The sequence below is a fragment of the Bacteriovorax sp. BAL6_X genome, assembly GCF_000443995.1.
GTDB lineage: Bacteria > Bdellovibrionota > Bacteriovoracia > Bacteriovoracales > Bacteriovoracaceae > Halobacteriovorax_A.
The window spans coordinates 333,955-351,375 of record NZ_AUMC01000010.1 but is presented as its reverse complement, the minus strand read 5'-3'; the positions used below and the strand labels follow the sequence as shown (position 1 = coordinate 351,375).

The 17,421-nt window shown below is 36.3% G+C and carries 19 protein-coding genes; 9 read left to right on the top strand and 10 right to left on the bottom strand.

The genetic code is table 11. The features are described from left to right. Positions 1–95: 95 nt before the first annotated feature. A complete protein-coding gene (locus tag M902_RS12245) occupies positions 96–581 on the top strand; it encodes a hypothetical protein (RefSeq protein ID WP_021268694.1) in 486 nt (161 codons plus the stop codon). Next, positions 569–1,222, top strand: coding sequence for an O-methyltransferase (locus tag M902_RS12240; RefSeq protein WP_021268601.1), 654 nt, complete (start codon positions 569–571; stop codon positions 1,220–1,222). The genes M902_RS12245 and M902_RS12240 overlap by 13 nt, the downstream gene beginning before the upstream one ends. Here M902_RS12240 and M902_RS12235 read toward each other — a convergent pair. Further along, positions 1,197–2,168 carry an HAD family phosphatase gene (locus M902_RS12235; RefSeq protein WP_021268608.1) on the bottom strand — a complete coding sequence of 324 codons (972 nt, stop codon included), beginning with the start codon at positions 2,166–2,168 and terminating at the stop codon, positions 1,197–1,199. The two genes, M902_RS12240 and M902_RS12235, sit on opposite strands and share 26 nt — an antisense overlap. Before the next feature lie 3 nt (positions 2,169–2,171). Continuing rightward, the gene (locus M902_RS12230) at positions 2,172–2,645 is read right to left on the bottom strand and encodes a chemotaxis protein CheX (RefSeq protein ID WP_021268475.1); all 474 of its coding nucleotides are present in this window, start codon (positions 2,643–2,645) and stop codon (positions 2,172–2,174) included. Between the two features lie 310 nt (positions 2,646–2,955). Here M902_RS12230 and M902_RS12225 point away from each other — a divergent pair, with 310 nt between their 5' ends. Together M902_RS12225 and M902_RS12220 are read left to right on the top strand one after the other, a co-directional pair. Beyond that, the gene (locus tag M902_RS12225; protein WP_021268373.1) at positions 2,956–3,654 is read left to right on the top strand and encodes a YdiY family protein; all 699 of its coding nucleotides are present in this window, start codon (positions 2,956–2,958) and stop codon (positions 3,652–3,654) included. A gap of 8 nt (positions 3,655–3,662) precedes the next feature. After that, complete coding sequence (locus M902_RS12220) at positions 3,663–4,487, top strand: mechanosensitive ion channel family protein (RefSeq protein WP_021267992.1); 825 nt, start codon at positions 3,663–3,665, stop codon at positions 4,485–4,487. A gap of 40 nt (positions 4,488–4,527) precedes the next feature. Here the strand turns inward: M902_RS12220 and M902_RS12215 are convergent, their stop codons facing one another. Beyond that, complete coding sequence (locus M902_RS12215) at positions 4,528–5,889, bottom strand: hypothetical protein (protein ID WP_021268396.1); 1,362 nt, start codon at positions 5,887–5,889, stop codon at positions 4,528–4,530. Between the two features lie 145 nt (positions 5,890–6,034). Between M902_RS12215 and M902_RS12210 the strand changes: the two genes are divergently transcribed. Then, on the top strand, positions 6,035–6,724 hold the full coding sequence (locus M902_RS12210) for an RluA family pseudouridine synthase (protein ID WP_198011900.1): 690 nt from the start codon (positions 6,035–6,037) through the stop codon (positions 6,722–6,724). Here M902_RS12210 and M902_RS12205 read toward each other — a convergent pair. The 5 genes from M902_RS12205 to M902_RS16375 all read right to left on the bottom strand — a co-directional run bounded on the left by M902_RS12205 (position 6,674) and on the right by M902_RS16375 (position 9,786). Further along, entirely contained in the window at positions 6,674–7,426 is a 753-nt protein-coding gene (locus M902_RS12205) for a DNA-binding domain-containing protein (protein ID WP_021268725.1), read from the bottom strand. The genes M902_RS12210 and M902_RS12205 overlap by 51 nt on opposite strands. Continuing rightward, a complete protein-coding gene (locus M902_RS12200; RefSeq protein WP_021268497.1) occupies positions 7,423–8,241 on the bottom strand; it encodes a DUF692 domain-containing protein in 819 nt (272 codons plus the stop codon). The genes M902_RS12205 and M902_RS12200 overlap by 4 nt, the downstream gene beginning before the upstream one ends. Positions 8,242–8,244: 3 nt before the next feature. Then, the gene (locus M902_RS12195) at positions 8,245–8,541 is read right to left on the bottom strand and encodes a hypothetical protein (protein ID WP_021268498.1); all 297 of its coding nucleotides are present in this window, start codon (positions 8,539–8,541) and stop codon (positions 8,245–8,247) included. A gap of 83 nt (positions 8,542–8,624) precedes the next feature. After that, positions 8,625–9,248 (bottom strand): NrsF family protein, encoded by a 624-nt coding sequence (locus M902_RS12190; protein ID WP_021268282.1) that lies wholly within the window; start codon positions 9,246–9,248, stop codon positions 8,625–8,627. Continuing rightward, a complete protein-coding gene (locus M902_RS16375; protein ID WP_084710539.1) occupies positions 9,238–9,786 on the bottom strand; it encodes an RNA polymerase sigma factor in 549 nt (182 codons plus the stop codon). Before M902_RS16375 ends, M902_RS12190 begins: the two co-directional genes overlap by 11 nt. Positions 9,787–9,840: 54 nt before the next feature. Between M902_RS16375 and M902_RS12180 the strand changes: the two genes are divergently transcribed. Genes M902_RS12180 through M902_RS12165 form a run of 4 tightly spaced genes read left to right on the top strand, consistent with a single transcriptional unit; the run spans position 9,841 to position 12,010 of the window. After that, complete coding sequence (locus M902_RS12180) at positions 9,841–10,107, top strand: hypothetical protein (protein WP_021268178.1); 267 nt, start codon at positions 9,841–9,843, stop codon at positions 10,105–10,107. A 12-nt stretch (positions 10,108–10,119) separates the two neighbouring features. Beyond that, a complete protein-coding gene (locus M902_RS12175) occupies positions 10,120–10,437 on the top strand; it encodes a DUF2288 family protein (RefSeq protein ID WP_021268051.1) in 318 nt (105 codons plus the stop codon). Further along, positions 10,437–10,874, top strand: coding sequence for a DUF1499 domain-containing protein (locus M902_RS12170; RefSeq protein ID WP_021267989.1), 438 nt, complete (start codon positions 10,437–10,439; stop codon positions 10,872–10,874). The genes M902_RS12175 and M902_RS12170 overlap by 1 nt, the downstream gene beginning before the upstream one ends. Before the next feature lie 50 nt (positions 10,875–10,924). Then, positions 10,925–12,010 carry a hypothetical protein gene (locus tag M902_RS12165; RefSeq protein ID WP_021268348.1) on the top strand — a complete coding sequence of 362 codons (1,086 nt, stop codon included), beginning with the start codon at positions 10,925–10,927 and terminating at the stop codon, positions 12,008–12,010. Here M902_RS12165 and M902_RS16125 read toward each other — a convergent pair. Both M902_RS16125 and M902_RS12155 read right to left on the bottom strand, forming a co-directional pair. Next, positions 11,978–14,224 carry a hypothetical protein gene (locus M902_RS16125; RefSeq protein WP_198011899.1) on the bottom strand — a complete coding sequence of 749 codons (2,247 nt, stop codon included), beginning with the start codon at positions 14,222–14,224 and terminating at the stop codon, positions 11,978–11,980. The two genes, M902_RS12165 and M902_RS16125, sit on opposite strands and share 33 nt — an antisense overlap. Before the next feature lie 244 nt (positions 14,225–14,468). Then, positions 14,469–17,363: a FecR domain-containing protein gene (locus M902_RS12155; RefSeq protein WP_040314777.1), complete on the bottom strand. Its 2,895-nt coding sequence runs from the start codon at positions 17,361–17,363 to the stop codon at positions 14,469–14,471. Positions 17,364–17,421: the final 58 nt, after the last annotated feature.

Below are 17,421 nucleotides of genomic sequence, written 5' to 3'. Positions count from 1 at the left end.
AAAATTTCACACTAGCTTTACTCTTTAACGAGACGAGAGTATGAATAAGAAAATTAATGTTTCAACCGCCAAACAAATATTAAAGGATCGAAAAGATGAAAAAACTCCTTCTAGTTATACTCATGATATCAACAGCTTACGCAAACGAAGTTACACCAAGTGCAACAGATATGAAGTTTGTGACTGATTTTACGACTTTTGCCTGTAAGAGCTTTCGCGATAAAGTAGCTGCACCCAACGAGATTGCAGCACTAAATGTGTCTTTTACAAAATTAGGGATCTCTGACTCGACAAGAAGAATTATTCTTGATGTCGAATCTAATGACGGGCAATGCTTCTATAGCGCTGACTTCTCAAGACAAAAGGGCTTTAAGAGACTTGATTTTGAAACATCATATATGACTGACTCTCCAAATTGTATAGAACTTAAAGAAGAGCTAGACCGCTATATTTCTCCAGGTTTTAAGTATGTCATTAAATACAATGCTTATATTTCTATGCTATTCTTAACAAAAGAGTTAACAAGCGTTTGCGATGAAGTAAGCGGAAATAAACTAATCGAGTTTCAGTGGAAAATTTAAAAGAAATTGAAAAATATTGCTTAAAAAAATCTAATATACCAAGTGATCTTTGCGTCGAACTGGGTGATTATACAAAAGATAATCACCCTCTTGGGCGCATGATATCTGGTGAGCTCGTGGCCTCACTTCTAGGCTTCTTTATTCGTTCAAATAATTACAAGAATATTTTAGAGATTGGAACTTTCACTGGCTACTCTGCTTTGGCCATGGCCGAGAATATTCCAAGTGATGGAAAAGTTGTTACAATTGATAAGAATAAAAAGATTAATACTTTTGCAAAATCCTACTGGGATCGTAGCGAAGTAAAAGACAAAATAGAGGCCCGCTTTGGCGATGCAAACCTAGTTTTAAAAGATTTAGAAGGCCAGAGGTTTGACCTCATCTTTATCGATGCAGATAAAGGAAGCTATAAGAACTACCTTGAGCTCTCTCTTGAGCTACTTAGTGAAAATGGTATGATTGTAGTCGATAACGTACTCTGGAACGGTAAAGTCACTAGTGAGACCATCGATCCAGAAGATAAGACAACGAACGCTCTTGTGGAGTTTAATAACTACATTGAGTCAAGAGATGATCTTTACAAGACCATGCTCCCTATTCGTGATGGACTTTATCTCATTCAGAAAAATAAATTTGCTTAAAGTCTTTTTTCATACTTATTAAGTTCACGAAGTACTTATCCCCTTCAGTTAGAACTTTATCTAATTTTCCAACATGAGATTCTCTATCGTAAGCAAACTCACGTACGCTATCATCGTGATGAATGATCCCGACAAATGACTTAAATTTTGAATTTAAGCTCGTATACTTCCCCATAGCAAAGTCACCATCAGAATTACCTAAAACAAAAACAGGAACCTTTCCAATATGTTCTAAAATCCCCACTGGCTTATTTTCTTTATCATTTAAGAAAGCAAGTTTGGCCTGATTTTGAAATTTAATTGAGCCATTCTCTAAAAATTTCTTTCCAAATCTTGTTCCAATAACTTGATAAGAAGGTAGATGGTAAACAATTTTATTTAAAACTCTAACAAAGTGAGTTCCCCCACCCGTTACAATAAACACCTTAAAATCAAAAGCTTCTAGTGTTCTCATTAGCTCAACACTTGGAGCATAAACTAGTTCCGTATATTTCTTATTAAGTTTCGGATGTTTTTTTGTTGCAAGCCAATTTGCCATATATTCCATATATTCATCATTCGTAACACCGGCCTGCATATCAAGTAGTGCCTGATATAGCTTTCCCTTGTCATCTACCTTAGGAAATTGTTCGACTACCTCATCAACAAGAGCATTACGTTTATTATACTTCCCAACAACGATATCTTTATAAAAGTCTATTAGTGCAATAAACTGAACATACATCGGATACTCACCCCAAAGGGTTCCATCATTATCAAAGACAGCGATCCTTTCACTCGCAGGAATAAAGTTTTTAGACTTTTCATCTGAAATATCTTTCAAATAATTCTTTATCTTTTTTGTTACAGGAGTTTCATTCCAATACTTCAGATCAGCTTTTGAAGAGGACTTTTTATTACAAGAAATAAAAAGAAAAATAGATATTAAAAATACTTTTTTATACATTCTCTACTCGTCTATTGTTAAGCTCATGTAAAATACTTGTTTATCCATCCCTACAGGAAGTTCAAAAGGAATTGTTACTGTCCTTGGCCCAGTAATGCGATCAATGCTTACATGTTCTCCCAAAATGACTTTTGGAGTCGTTCTCTCGACAGTAAGGCCAGTTATCTTATTTATTTCAGACTTAGCTTGACCAAGAACCATGTTAACAAATTCAGCTGCAGAATCAGTAATTTCACAGTTAAGTTCTTTTTGGTTTTCAGAGAACATTGTATTATAAATTGTTAGAAAACTAGCTTTATTAAAACAAAGGGCAAGTTCCCCATTGATCTTCTCACTACTTATTCCTATTAAACCCACAATATCAATTGTATCTTTAAATTCGTAATTAGGATGAACCTCTCCGGCCTGCAGCGGGATATTTAGTTGTTTTTTGAATACTTCAAGTAAAGCATTCAAGAATGGTTCGATTAACTCCATTAATAGCTCCAATTTCTCAATTAAGTAATTTTAATTGAGAAAAATACTTCGCACAAACAATTACCTCATTTTGCCGATAACCGGCCTATTATTAATCTAGTTTTTTAATCAGTTTCTAAGTCGCTAAAATGTGTAATTAAATAATTAATGCTTTCAAATAACAGTTATCGTAAACCAATGAAAATTGGCATTTTTAACCAGAGCACCAATTGTACAAAAAAGTAAATCGTGGTTAAAATAAATATAGATAATTTAGGAATTAAAATTTTAATAATGAACATAAAATAGTTTTTTATAAAGGAATCAAGTTATGAAAAGAATTTTAGTTATGGCCATCCTATTTGGTCAATTCGCTCACGCTCAATTTAAGTCAGAAGATGAGATAACATTCATTACTTCTGGTGGAAATACTAACAAAAAGACTTACGACTTTGCTTCTCGTAATTCATATAAGTGGGAAACAAACACACTAACTTTTAATGGTACGTACTCTTATGGTGAATCTGATGATGAAGTTGATGATGAAAACTGGAGTGCCCTACTTCGTTTCGATCATATCCTTTCAAAGAAAATAGATATTTTTGCAGCAGACCTACTTGAATCAGATCGATTCAAAGGCTTTTGGGCAAGAAATAATATCGATGTCGGTTTCAAGTATAAGTTCATTGATGAAGATAAATTTAAAATGCTTACTGAAATTGGCTATCGTTATACGAGAGAAAACTTTGTTCAAAATGAGCCTGACAATCATGAACAAAAACTTCGCCTTTACTATCAAGTGAGTAAAGAGCTTAGAAAAGGTGTAACCGCACGCTATTGGCTCGAATATATTCCAAGTCTACAAAATAGTGAAAACTATATTATAAATATGGAGCCTTCAATTCGAATGCTAATCAACAGTACATTCTCACTCAAAGCAGGTGTCCTTTGGGAATATGAGAATGAGCCAGTTGAAGGAAGAGACCAACATGACTACAAAACAACAATTAGTCTTCTTGCAAATTTTTAGGAGAATAAATGAAAGAATTATTAAGTGAAGTAAATATTAATAAACTTACAAACGTAGCAGCAGATTATGGATTTCAATTTATTAAAGTAATTGTTGTCTTAATTATCGGACTAAAAGTTATCAACTTCATTGATAGACTCGTTGATAAGGCCCTTCAAAAGAAAGAAGTTGAGCTTTCTTTAAGAGGGTTCATTACTTCTATAGTAAGTATAGCTCTTAAAATTGGGTTATTTATTACTATCATTGGCATGGTAGGGATAAAGACGACGAGTTTTGTCGCAATGCTTGGTGCTGCTGGTCTTGCCTTTGGTATGTCACTTCAAGGAGCACTTGGAAACCTTGCGGGTGGTGTTCTAATTCTTTTCTTCAAACCATTTAAAGTTGGAGATGTGATAGAAGCACAAGGTTTTACAGGTAAAGTAAAAGAGATAGGTCTCTTCTGTACAATATTAAATACAGCAGATAATAAGACAGTTATTCTACCAAATGGATCTCTTTCATCAGGAAGTATTGTTAATTTCTCAGCTGAGAATATTAGAAGAGTTGATATGACTTTTGGAATTGGATACGGAGATGATATCAAGAAGGCCAAAGAAGTCTTAGAAAAACTGACAAAGGAACATCCATTAATTCTTAACGAACCTGAAACCCTTATTGCGGTTTCGGCCCTTGCGGATAGTTCTGTTAACTTCGCAGTAAGGCCATGGGTAAAGTCAGCGGACTACTGGCAAGTAATGTTTGATATGCAAGAGAATGTAAAATTAGAATTTGATAAAGAAGGAATTTCAATTCCTTTCCCTCAGAGAGATGTTCATATCTACCAAGAAAAATAAACTCAAGAATATAATTTTCGAAAAGGTTCTTTGCTTACGCTTAGAACCTTTTTTCGATACCAATACCCAAATAATGTTGAATATCTAAATTTGGATTCAAAAATGACTTTCCATAATCTTCATACTCGCGAGAGTAGTGATCATCTTCAATGCCCATTCCTACTTTAATATAGACAACTGATTTCTTTGTTTTATAAACATTTGTCTTGGCCTCGACACCGTATTTATGGTTTATCTCACCATTTTGAGTGTATTGGCCATCATAGTAGAAGCGAGTTTCCACAGCAGGAAACTTCCCCTCACTATTTTGTGGCTCAAACTTAACTTTAAACTCACCACCTACTCCAATATAATTTTCATTACCACTTAATTGTGAGATTTGCCCTCCAGTATAAAATTGAGAGGCCGTTGAAAAAGTTCCTTCATCATTTTTATAATCGTAGATCTTTCCAACCTTAAATGTAGCCTTAGGCGATATCACTTGTTCCATATGTCCATAGTTCTTATACTGAACTGTTCCATTATTCTTAGACATTTTATGCCAAGCTCTTTGTGTGTTCATAGCAAGGCCATTATCATCTAAAATAGTTATACCTCCACCAAGTTGGACAAACGATTTTTTATCATCACCTACTTTTCGGTAAACACTAATATCAATATCATCTCTGTTAATACCTTCTTGATTCCAAGATCCGTCATCATTCTGATAACAGTATCTTTCATATAATCGTCCCATTATTTCAACCATTCCACATGGTTTTTCAACTAGTTTAGTATATGCCTTCGAATTATAGCTAAATAAGATATCTCCATTTTCAAATTTTAATTTCGCTGAAAGCTTAGAACCAAAAGTTAATCCTCGATCATCCCCTTCAAATCCACTACGATCATTAAAACTAGTTACACCTAATGCCATAAGACCACCATGTAATGGATTATCATTGGATGTATTTAATTCAAATTCGGTCCCTTCAAGTGCACCTAATCCAAATAGCCCCACCCTTTTAACATCGAGTTTTTCAATTTCTAACTCTGCGGTAAAAGCAACTTTTTCATCGCCAATAGTGATTCGAGAGTCACCACAGCCGTAGTTATCCGATTCATTAATTTTAGCAGCATCTGCTAAGCTCTCTTGTAAAATCTCCTCTGGTGCAGGTGCAGAGAGATGGTACGTTTTCTTTACTAACTTTAACCGTCTTTCTATTTCGCCGTGATCCTCAACAGGAATGCGGTTAAATTTTTCGAGAATCAGGTCGTTGTAACGAAATCTTGAATACTCAGAAATAGACTTTTCATCGCGAAAGATAAATTGATCTTTACTTCGATCATAGGTGATTGAAGTATCTCCATTACGATAGAGGACCCCTGACTCAGATGCTCGTGCCGATAATGAAATCCCCATGCATATGAATAAAATAAAATATAGTTTATCTCTTAATATTCTCACGTTTTACATATCGGTCACTTACATACCTTACCTTAGTAAAAGGGTAAGACTTTCTAAAATTTCATATACTTATATCAACTTAATCTGCTATAAATTAGGCGTGAAAAACAAAATCCAAGTCCTATTTGAAGATGATCACTACATTGCGGCCACAAAGCCCAGTGATCTTTTAGTTCACCCTTTTAAGGAAAGAAGCTCTGATCGTAGAAGTCTTCTTAGATCTCTAAAAAAGCAAACAGATCTTTACCTCTTTCCAATACACAGGCTTGATAAACCTGTTTCAGGGGTTGTCCTTTTTGCAAAGTCGAAAGAAGCGACAAGGCTTATGAAAGATCAGTGGAATAGTGATCATGTTTCTAAACACTATGTTGCCATGGTTAAAGGAATCTCAGAGAAAGAAGGTGTTTACGATTTCCCGATTAAAACGGACAAAGGTGTTCAAGATGCTAAAACAGCATTTAAAAGAATCACTACCAATGAAGAGTATAGCCTTGTTGATATTGAAATTTTCACAGGACGCCAGCACCAGATAAGAAAGCATTTTTCTCGTCGAATGCATAACTTAGTGGGTGATACTAAGTACGGACACTCTTCGATTAACAACTTATTTAGAAAAGATTATAAATTCTATCGTATCTTTCTTCATTCATACAAACTGTGCTTTAAGCATCCAATCACTCAAGAAGATATTATTATAGAATCTCCAGTGACTGAAGATTGCCTTAAAATTGCAAAGGATCTATTTGCTTTTGACCTCAGCAATATAACCAAGAAGATTGAAGAAAACTGACCATAGACTAGGATCACTTAACTTCTCTTCCTCTATATCTTCCACGGCAGAAATAATTGTTTCGTGACTTCTTAAATTAGAGATGAGTTCAAAAATTCCCTCTGAGATAATTTGAATTTGCATCTTCTCTTCTTTTTTATAAAGAATGACTAGCTCATTACCTTGAATGTCATCAAAGCTCTTATTACTATCCCCTTTTCTCATCTGCCATAACTGGGACAATTGAACATCAGACGAAAAAAGAGCGAAAGTACCTTTTAGTTCTAAAGGCGTTTCAAAGATTCCCTCTCCTAGCTCTTGAGGATTAAAAGCTTTAGAATTGTCTTCTTGATGAAATAAGTGCCAAAACGTTTTTTCAAATTCTGCAAGATCTTTAATGAAAGAAAACTCTTTCACTCGAGAGGTAATGAAATCAGGAAAATCATCACCGTAATGAAGAAGATTAGTGAACTCTGAAGGCCTAGATTCAACATAAGAAAGCGAGATATCCAGAAAATCTTCATCTCCTAAGACAAACCAACATGTTTCATAATTATCACCAATCACTTCTTGCAAGCGTGCACGATAGTCATTTTGATAAACCTCCAACACCTGCTCATTTGATAATTCTCCAATTGGTATCATCTCAGTCATAATATCTTCTGAGATATCCTTAGCAATGACACCCTTTAAAAATTTATTTTGAAACTCATCATGATTCATAAGAGAGCTCCTTCAAATATTTCTTTCGCCTTTAAGACTTCAGCTTCTAAGACAGGAAACTCTGGTATGTCTTCGTCCCATTCAAGAAGAATTGGAACATCGAATTTATGACAGTATTTTTTGAACAACTGCCATACTTCGGCATGAACGGAATGAGAATGAGTATCAAAGAGATGTGTACCAAGATCAGAGTAGCCGGCCAAATGAATCTGGGAAACATTCTTCGACTCAATTGACTCGAAAAACTCACTTGCATCAAATTTTTGGTTAATTGCATTCACATAGACATTATTAAAGTCTAAAAGAATTTTACACCCACTCTTATTAGCCAATTCATTTAGAAATTGGGCCTCAGTCATTGTCGAATTCTTAAGTGTAAAATAAGCAGAGAGGTTCTCGAAGGCAATCTCCCTACCATAGAAATCTTGGACCCTCATGACTTTCTCTGCAATGAAACCGAGGTTTTCTTCGGTATACGCAAAAGGCAAAAGATTGTGTAGATTTGAATGGGCATGCCCTGTCCAACACATATGATCACTTATCACGAAAGGATCAAAGTTATCATATAATTCTTTTGCCTTTTTCATGTAGTCAAAGTTTAAGTCTTCGCTAGATGCAATCGATAGAGAAACTCCATGAAACGCTATTGGATAATCTGCTCTAATCTTCTCTAACATTTTATATGGCCGTCCAAATGTCCCCATATAATTTTCGAGAAGGGCCTCAAACCACTCAACACCTTCTTTTGATTTTGAGTGCTCACTTTCCAAGTAGGGAAAATGAGTATGTCTTAATCCAACACCGTACTTTTGCATTTCTTACCTTTTGGCTACTTTTCCGCCTTTAGCATCACACTCATCTTTTGTAAGTTTAATTAGACCTTTTCCTTTACAAGAGTTTTGTCCACCACATTTAAGCTCAGCTTGGCATCCGTTTTTACCGTTACAAGCATCAACTTTACCATGACATGCCCCTTGTCCTTTACATGAGTTTACTCCGTAACACATTACTTCATTCGCTGAAGTTTCAGGCATTTTCTTTGTTTCAGTCCCTGTACAAGAGATCATTAGTCCTGCTACAGCAGCACCCATTAATAACGATTTTTTAGAATTCATAATATTCTCCTTTAATATTTCTTTTAAGAAGATTAGGGCCTTCTTACTTTGATATTCGAACTAATAACTAATATTGTTACACTCTATCTAATATTTTTAGTTAATTTAAAAATTAATAAACCTAAAGTTGTAATCACAATAATCGGAATATAATGAGATACAACTAAGTGTTGAGTTGAGAATGAACATCCAAAATATAGTATTACTAATGGAATCATTCCGCTTGTTAATAAGCCTGTTGCAATAGTTGCACTATTAAAAGCAATAAGGCCCTTTTTGAGCATATAATAATTGTGAACAAAGCCAATAATCATTAGTGCACTTAGCTCTTGATAGCAATTTGTACGATGCTCATGTGCAAGATCAACTCCTACAGGGTAAATAATATTGAAGATAATAAGTCCTAGTAAAATAATAAATGGGATAAAGGCAAGTTTGGCCTTTTTTTCGCTAAGAAGTCCGGGAATAGTATTAGTAAAACCAAGATAAGACCCAACTCCAAGAGCAATAATGGCAAATATCACTTGAATAACAAATTGTGTGTTTAATAAATACTTAAACTCAATTGGAGAGCTTATTGATATGGCAATAACGCTTAGAAGAAATTGTGGCACGGCCCATAGCATTGCACGAATACCGGGAGAGGCCAATCGTTTAATAGGCCTTAAATCACTCACTAATGAATTTATTAATTTTTCATTTACCATTATTAATCCTAACCGCTTTTTTTAGTTTTGCCATTGCACGAGAAATTCTCGTTCGAGTTGCTGCTTCAGAAATTCCAAGCACCCTTGAGATCTCCTTCGTCTTGTGCCCCTCAAGCTTTGCCATTAAAAGTGGCCTACGTAATTCTTCAGTCAGATACTTTTCAATAAGCATCTCTAATTGCTGTTCAACAGCAAGTCTTTCTACATTGTTATTCGTTGCATTAGTCTCTTTTGTGACGGCCTCATCAAAGATTTCTTCTCTTTCTTCTAATTTCGTGTATTTACGGATGTAATCAATAATTCTGCGCTCAATAATACAATTAATCCAAGGCATGATTGGCCTTTTAGGAGAATAAGTTGGGAGTGAATGATGAATACTTATTAATATTTCCTGACATATGTCGTCGCGATGTGACTCGTTAAAAACCTTAAAGGAAACAATTCGTTTTATTGTTTGCGATATCGTTTCCAAAAAGACGTGATATGCCTCAGTGTCACCGCCTTGGGCAAGAATAACTAGTTTCTTTAAATCATTCACAGAGCAATTTTAACATAGTATATTTATTACGAAACTAAATCATGAGGTGTATTTTTGAAAATTTATCATATCGTATGGTCGATGATTGCCGTTCTTGCTTTCCTCTTTATCCTTACTCCTTACTACCGAAAGAAGGAAGAGAAAAAGAATAAATTAGAAAGAGATTATTTCTCTCTTCTTAAGAATGAAATAGATAAGGAAGAGCCTTCTAAAGAGTTAATCGAAGCAGCTAAAAAAGTTCATACATCTAACTATATCGACACAGATGAGAAATTAATTGCGCAAATTAAAAACGATAAACAAATGATGAAAGCAATTTAATAGGAAATTAATATGAACGATGAAAATAATAATGAGAACCTATTAGAAAGATTAACAAATGACATTGATGATGCGAAGTGGGACCTTCTTAAGCCTCACCATGAAAGAGAAGCATTATTTATGATCACTGAAGAACTTGAACTTGCAGCTGTTGGATTTACAATGGCACGTGACGAAGTTGAATATATTAAGAAGTGGCTTGCTGACGAACAAATGTTTCGCCCTACGGATGAACAAATTGGAACATGGGAACAAGAGAATACAGAATTCCAATACCTAATTGTTCAACCATATGTTTTAGTTAAGATTAAAAGAGAAGGACTAAACTAATGATGAGACTCACTAGACTATCACTGATTACCGCTATTCTTTTAATAACAATATCTTGTTCAAAAGAGTTCCTTATTCAAGAGTCTACGAGTCTCGATAATTTTACCTGCCCATCAATCGATAATTGTCTTTCTTCAAAAGAAAAGAAGGCTTCCTCTAGCTATATCATGCCTTTCAAAATGCTGGGTGCAACGTCTGAAGAAAATATTGAAAAGCTTGCAAGTGTGATTAGAAAAATTGGTGGCCACAAGATAGAAAGAAACGATGTCTACCTAAAAGCAACAAATGAAGAAGTTCAACTTGAATTTATCCTCAACCAGAAAACTAAGCAGATTGAAGTACGCTCCCAAGTTTTAAAACATAGTTTCTTCTCATATAACCAGGGTAGAAAGGATATTGAGACGATTCGCTTCAACTTCTTCCAGGGCAATTTCTAGTCATTTATACCTAGTTAAAGACACCCCTAAGTTATGTTAAAATTTCTTCAGTGAAGAGATTAATCCTACCTATATTCTTACTAATATCATCAACTACTTTTGGCGCCGTTGACACAGGCGATGGTAGTGACCTTTCATGTAACTGGGTAGGTGCTATTCCTAGTGGAACCTATAATTGTACAGACCTTACAACAACAGGTGCGATTACAATTACAGGAGGTAATCCCCTTATTATCAAAGTTCAAGGTGACGTGACAATTGATCACACAATATCAGTAGCAGAAGGAATTGCAGGAGGCTACGGTCCAGGATTAGGTCCAGCAACACTTCCAGGTTCAGAAGGTTCAAGTGCAACGAATGCATCCTGTGGTGGCTCAAGCTTTGCAGATATTGGTGGAAGCGGTGGCGCTGGTGGTTCACATACAACTCTTGGTAGTAATGGCGGCTCAGGTGTTTCTTCTGGCCCAGTTGATGGCTCCGACACTCTTAGTGCTCCGGGATCAACATCTGTTACATATGACTCGGCCCTAAGCCTCGAATCACAAATGCTTGGTGGCGCTGGTGGTGGAAATGGCGGCGGAGGCTGTGAGCAAGGCGGAGGAACTGAACCCGGAGGAACACCTGGTGGAAGTGGTGGTGGAATTATTCACATCGCGGCCGGTGGAGATATGTATATCAATGCTTCAATCTTGGCCAATGGTGGAGCTGGACAGCCAGGAACAACTTCAGCTTCTGGAGACTCTGGTGGCTCAGGTGGTGGTGCCGGTGGAATAATCTTTTTGCAGGCAAATGGTAATATCGAACTCAATTCAGCTCTCGATGCCTCGGGTGGAAACGGTGGTGCTGCCGGTGGAGTACTTGGACGAGCAGGAGGAGATGGAGGCGATGGAATTATTCGTCTTGATGAACTAGACGGAGTTATCACTGGTGTTGGTGGTTCTTACTCACCTAGCCCAACGATTGTAACTCTTGGAGCAAGTGGCTTTGAAACTCTTCAATCAGGAATTGAACCAGGATGTGCAGTAAGAGAAGATATGACACCGAATAATGAAAGTCTACTCGGTGCTATTGTTCTTATGATTTTATTATTTGGAATTAATTGTTTAAATATCAAAAAGGGCAAGGAAACTTGCTAGTACTGGCGACTCATCATCACCTATAGACTCAGTGTTTCCATTACCAAGTTGTCCCTTACTACCATTTCCAATACATTTTACAAGGCCTTCATCTGTCGTTAAGAAACAGTGGTGATTCAGCCCACCAGAAACTTGAGAAACACTCTTGCCAAGTTCAACTGCGGGAAGATTTGCAAGATCACCTGTAATCTTCGTTGTCCCAACTTGTCCTAACTTACCTGATGCTCCATTTCCCCAACACTTTGCATCTCCAGCTTTAGAAATTGCACAAGTCGCTGTATTAGAAGCAACAACAGAGGCCACTTCAAATCCTAGATTTAGGGCCGTGTGATTCTCTAGTGTTTCATTATCTCCTATGGCCTCACTTGTTCCATCTCCTAGCTGTCCTTGAGAGTTATGTCCAAAACAGTAAACAGTAGAGTCAGAAAGAAGTGCACAAGTATGAATACCACCAGTAGTAACAGCGATAACCCCTTTAGGTGTTGGTGTTGCTAAACTTGGAGAATAAACGCTATCGGTGTTTCCTAAGCCAAGTTGCCCGTGTGTACCACGTCCCCAACATTTTAGAGTACCACCTGATAAAATTGCGCAGGCATGGTAACTCATAGATGAAATATCCATCTGAATTGCTTTAGCACCAAGAGCAACAAGACTACCTTCGGCCGGTGTTTCATCATCTCCAATTATTTCCGTATCTCCTGTTCCTAATTGGCCATAGTAATTTTGTCCCCAACAACGAACATCACCTGTCGTTAAAAGTGCACAGTTATGATAAGTGCCGCCATAAAGCTTCCTTACAATGCCACCAATCTGAGTGTATCCATAATCAGACAGCTGTTCATCATCTCCTAAAGTATCAATTGACGCCATTCCTAACTGTCCATATGTATTATCACCAAAACACTTCACCTTATTAGATTCAGTAAGTACACATGTATGAAGATTACCTGCAATAACTTGTAGAGCAAGCTCTCCATTTAAATCAATAGCAGGAATTGAATTTATATCTTCATCATCACCACGGTTAATAGTGTCTCCCTGTCCTAGTTGACCTTTTGAATTGTCACCCCAACACTTTACTTCACCATTAGCAATAAGGGCACAAGAGTGAGAACCACCAGCAACGATCTGAATGACTTGTTTTGAGACGGAAGGTTTTTCACAGTATTGAACAGCTGCAATTGAAAAAGGGCCTCTTTCTTCATTTAAAGAAACAATATTAAGTTCAGCATCATATGAATACTCCACTTCCTTTCCATCTACAAAAGTTCTAATTGTATTCGTATCAATATTTGCAACTTCTAAATTAAAAGAATTAACTGGATCAATGCGTGACATGGCAAGTGTACCTAACTTAGATAAGCCATCACCGTACTCCCCCGTAGCCATATCAACAGTAAAGCCTCCACCAAACTCAACGAACTCTTTATATCCATAACCAATCTCATTTTCTCCACCAAATGGAATGGTACTTAAGTTGTTATAAATAACACCACCAGTAACTAATGGACGATCCGTATAGCGTGCCTTTAGTTTTTCAAAGACACTCTTTGGAGTTACAATCTGCGTGTCTCCATCAAAACATTCTGTAATACGTGAGCGATCCTCACCACCTTGTGGATCAGGAACAGGTGTTACACCTTCAGGATAGATCGCACAAATATCTTGCTCATCTGCTACAAAGACTACAACAAGGGCAGCATCCTCTCTAAAGAAGCCTTGTGTTTGAATACTACTATAGTAATCATCTTCAAGTGCACGATTAAGGGAAGCAAGACCGGCCTCTCCACCGTCGGTACGATAATCACCTGCAGGGTTTTCCATCTTAGTTTTTAAGTGTGCTTTAATCTCTTCAATTGTCAGAGAACGATTTGAAAGAATTGTTGGTTCAGTTGACTTTGTATAAAGCGCTCCAAAATGTGAAGAGCCAGAACCGTGGCCAAGCATAACTGCGATATTCACATCCGCTGCAGCAGGAAGAACATCTAAGAAGGCATTAAAACCCTCCGCAATCTGTGCTCTTTCTGCAATAATCGAAGCTGATGTATCAGGAATGACTAGGATATCGATATTTCTCGTAATATCTTCTTCTTTAGGTGCATATATATCCTGGTAACAAGCAACATCTAAGTTTGGAAGTGTTGGTAGGTCAGCTCCTGGAACATTAACTAAATCGTCAACCTCATCTTGTGGAACACAAGAAGAAGTTGTCACTAAAACTCCCAAAAGAAAAGCAAGTAACTTTACCGAATATAAATGTGAATGTGGCCTTCTTCTTTCTCTCATCAAAATGCCCTCACAAGCTCTAATTTAAATCTAACTTAATTATAAAGCGCCCTTTGGCATGCCTAGAAACTGGCCTTGTTTTTTGTAGTTTTCAGTAACTTAGGAGGGGAGAATAAAGATAAATAGGCCCAGAATCTGGCCCATATACTGGTCAGTCCATAAAATATATTTCTTAATAGTTATACTGGATACGAAGGGCAATATTACTTGCTTCGGCCTCAATCTTGGAATGACTTCTAGTTTCTAAACTAATCCCGACTTCGTAATTACGTTTTATTGTATAACTAAGCTGAGTGCTTAGTCCTGCGTAATTTAAGAAGAAATAATCGACGTAGAAGTTAATATTTTCATATTGCAACTTACTACTAAGCCCTAGATTAAAATAGAACTGCGCATTTGAAGTAACTTCACTGCCATTGTAATCAAGTTCACTACGATACTCTAAAAGTGAAGTTAGTCCATATTGAAACTGATGATATTCCTTAAGGGCCTTTGCCTTAAGAAGCGTTTGATTAAAGCCAAGATCATTAAAGACAACTCCAGTTGATTGCTTCAGTTCAACAAGGTATTGATAGTTATCTATTTTTTCCTTAAGGCCACCATAGAAAGAAATGAAGTTCATATCATCAACAACTATCTTCTTTCCACTGCTAATGACTTCATAACTTATTTTTTCAGGAGCATAACCAAAATACCATTTCTTTTTATTCATTGTTTTTTTTGAAATCGTCACACTACCATTCTTTTTAGGCCGAACGACTTCTTTTCTAGAAACATCGACTCTTCTCTTCTTAGAATAAATAATATCTTTTTTCTCAATGGCCTTAACACGCCAATAAAAACTTGTCCCCAACTTATTTCTAAACTTATATGTCGTTTTTTTCCCAAGTGGTATTTCTTTAATACTTGTAAAGTATTTATCCATAGAGATTTCAATAAAGAATTCATCACCACGGACTTGATTAAATTTCATTTCGACGACATCGCCTTCGTCAATATTGATACCATGTTTTGGAGTAACTAGATCAATCCCTTTTGCTCCGCCAAACTTCTTTGTTATGATTAAATCTTCTAGCGGAGAAAATGGACTTTCTTGATTCCAGAAATCAATAGCAGAAACTCTCCATTGAAAGTGACCTGTTAAGTAATCGTTCCATTCGAAATGATTAAGTTTTACTTTTTCATCAACAATAACTTTTTCACCATCAAGAATCTGAATACGATACTCTTTCACGTCACTTACAGGCTCCCACTTTAACTCAACACTATCTTTAGCAAATGCCTGATCAATCAACATATCTAATATGGCCAAAGGGATAGATTTTTTTAAAACCTGAACTCTCTTTTCTACTTTATCAATTCGAGGTGCCTTTGGAGGTGGCGGAGGAACAATAATTATTTTCACAGGAGGTACAAATTTATTCTCTTCATTCTTCACGCGCCAATAATGTACACCAAGCTCTTTAATAAGAAGTTTAGTATTACTACCAGTCGTTTTTATCGATTCCTTTATAGATTTAAAATTTCGTTCTCGTGAAACTTCTACAACAAATTTGTCACTCCCCTGCTGCTGCCAAGTTAAGTCAATAACATCTCCGGGCTTCTTTACAACAATCTTGCGTCCACTTTCAAGTGCACTATTATCATCATCAAAAGTTACACGGTATTTATTTTCTTTGGAACGTGCAATCACTTCATTATTTAATACATACTCTAACGACCAGAGATATTCTCCACTCTCAGTTACAGGAGTAGAAAAAGAATTCCCTGCAACTAATTGCCTTTTTCCATTCAAGACGAGATAAGTACTCACTTCACTAAAGAGGTCTTGTGTTTCCCAAGAGAACTTAATAACGTCATCATTATAAAAATAATACTCTTCCCCATTAAATGGTCTCTTTAAAACAATCTCCTCAGGCTTTGCAACTACCTTTATTAAAGATGGTTTTGAAAAAAGAGCATGTGGTCGCACTTTGGCTTTATTTCGGTAAGAAATTTCGTAGTCACCGACTTCTTCAAAAGTAAACCTAAGTTCACCATCGTCATATTCATAATCATTCCATACTTTTCCGTTAACCATTAATTCAATGTCATCAAAAGCTTGTGTATAAATAATCTTTTCATTATCAACTAAGATTGTATTTTGCGTCTCATCCAGGTTCTCAAACTCAGGCATCACTTCATATACAATTTCAAAAGACTTCTCTGTTGAAATATTACTTTCATCATTTACCTGCCAATAGAAAATCCCCTCAGGCAAGTTCTCAAGTTCAACTGTAAGGCCGTTGACCTCATGGGCTTCGCCATTTTCAAAGGCCGAGCGAGACTTTGAAAGAAATAGTTTCCCTACTTTTTCATTGAAGTTAAATTTAATTAAATTCTTCTCATTGACGTAAAAGACATCGCCATCAACTGGTGAAAACTCACTTGGCCAACTCTGCTTAACCGTATAGCTTTCGTCTGTAAGTAGAACTCTTACACCCTTTTCAATTGTTTCCTCGCGATCTCCAAGCCTAACACTTGCCTTCCCATCGAGAACAGAAAGTTCCTTATTACCACTTGAGTTTGAGATTTTAATCTTTGAATCATTCGAAGTGATTTCATATACCTGATCGCCTACTTTTACGACAAAAGCTTCGTTTGCATTGTTAAGAGTTGCAAATATAATACCTTGCTCGATATTCAGATTAATCCCATCTGTTTCTTGAGTAATTTTAAAAAGACTTTCTTCTGACACTTTGATGCGATTACCAGAACTAAATTCTAACTGCGCGGTAGAGTCTTTATCAGTGAAAATACGATCGTTATGAAAGAGCGCCTCATTTGAACCTAGGTTATGCCAAGAGAAGTTATCAAAGCTTCTTCTTCTCACATCATTTTGTAACTCGAAGACTTGACCTAAAGTAATACGCTCCCCACCCATAATCGGTGGAATATATGATGTATTAAAAACTTGGTTGCCAGCAAAGGCCGCAACACAAATGCACATCAAGATTAGAAATGTATCAACTAATGAATTTAGTCGCCCCAAATTTGTTCCTGGTACTCTTTTCTTATTCTTGCGCATGGCGCAAATCGTTAATATCATTGTAGCTAAATAATCAATAGACTTCTACATAGGTAAA

Coding starts and splice junctions, on each gene's coding strand:
- M902_RS12245 (WP_021268694.1), top strand. CDS start 96: ATGAAAAAACTCCTTCTAGTTATACTCATGATATCAACAGCTTACGCA.
- M902_RS12235 (WP_021268608.1), bottom strand. CDS start 2,168: ATGTATAAAAAAGTATTTTTAATATCTATTTTTCTTTTTATTTCTTGT.
- M902_RS12230 (WP_021268475.1), bottom strand. CDS start 2,645: ATGGAGTTAATCGAACCATTCTTGAATGCTTTACTTGAAGTATTCAAA.
- M902_RS12225 (WP_021268373.1), top strand. CDS start 2,956: ATGAAAAGAATTTTAGTTATGGCCATCCTATTTGGTCAATTCGCTCAC.
- M902_RS12220 (WP_021267992.1), top strand. CDS start 3,663: ATGAAAGAATTATTAAGTGAAGTAAATATTAATAAACTTACAAACGTA.
- M902_RS12215 (WP_021268396.1), bottom strand. CDS start 5,889: ATGGGGATTTCATTATCGGCACGAGCATCTGAGTCAGGGGTCCTCTAT.
- M902_RS12205 (WP_021268725.1), bottom strand. CDS start 7,426: ATGAATCATGATGAGTTTCAAAATAAATTTTTAAAGGGTGTCATTGCT.
- M902_RS12200 (WP_021268497.1), bottom strand. CDS start 8,241: ATGCAAAAGTACGGTGTTGGATTAAGACATACTCATTTTCCCTACTTG.
- M902_RS12195 (WP_021268498.1), bottom strand. CDS start 8,541: ATGAATTCTAAAAAATCGTTATTAATGGGTGCTGCTGTAGCAGGACTA.
- M902_RS12190 (WP_021268282.1), bottom strand. CDS start 9,248: ATGGTAAATGAAAAATTAATAAATTCATTAGTGAGTGATTTAAGGCCT.
- M902_RS12175 (WP_021268051.1), top strand. CDS start 10,120: ATGAACGATGAAAATAATAATGAGAACCTATTAGAAAGATTAACAAAT.
- M902_RS12170 (WP_021267989.1), top strand. CDS start 10,437: ATGATGAGACTCACTAGACTATCACTGATTACCGCTATTCTTTTAATA.
- M902_RS12155 (WP_040314777.1), bottom strand. CDS start 17,363: ATGCGCAAGAATAAGAAAAGAGTACCAGGAACAAATTTGGGGCGACTA.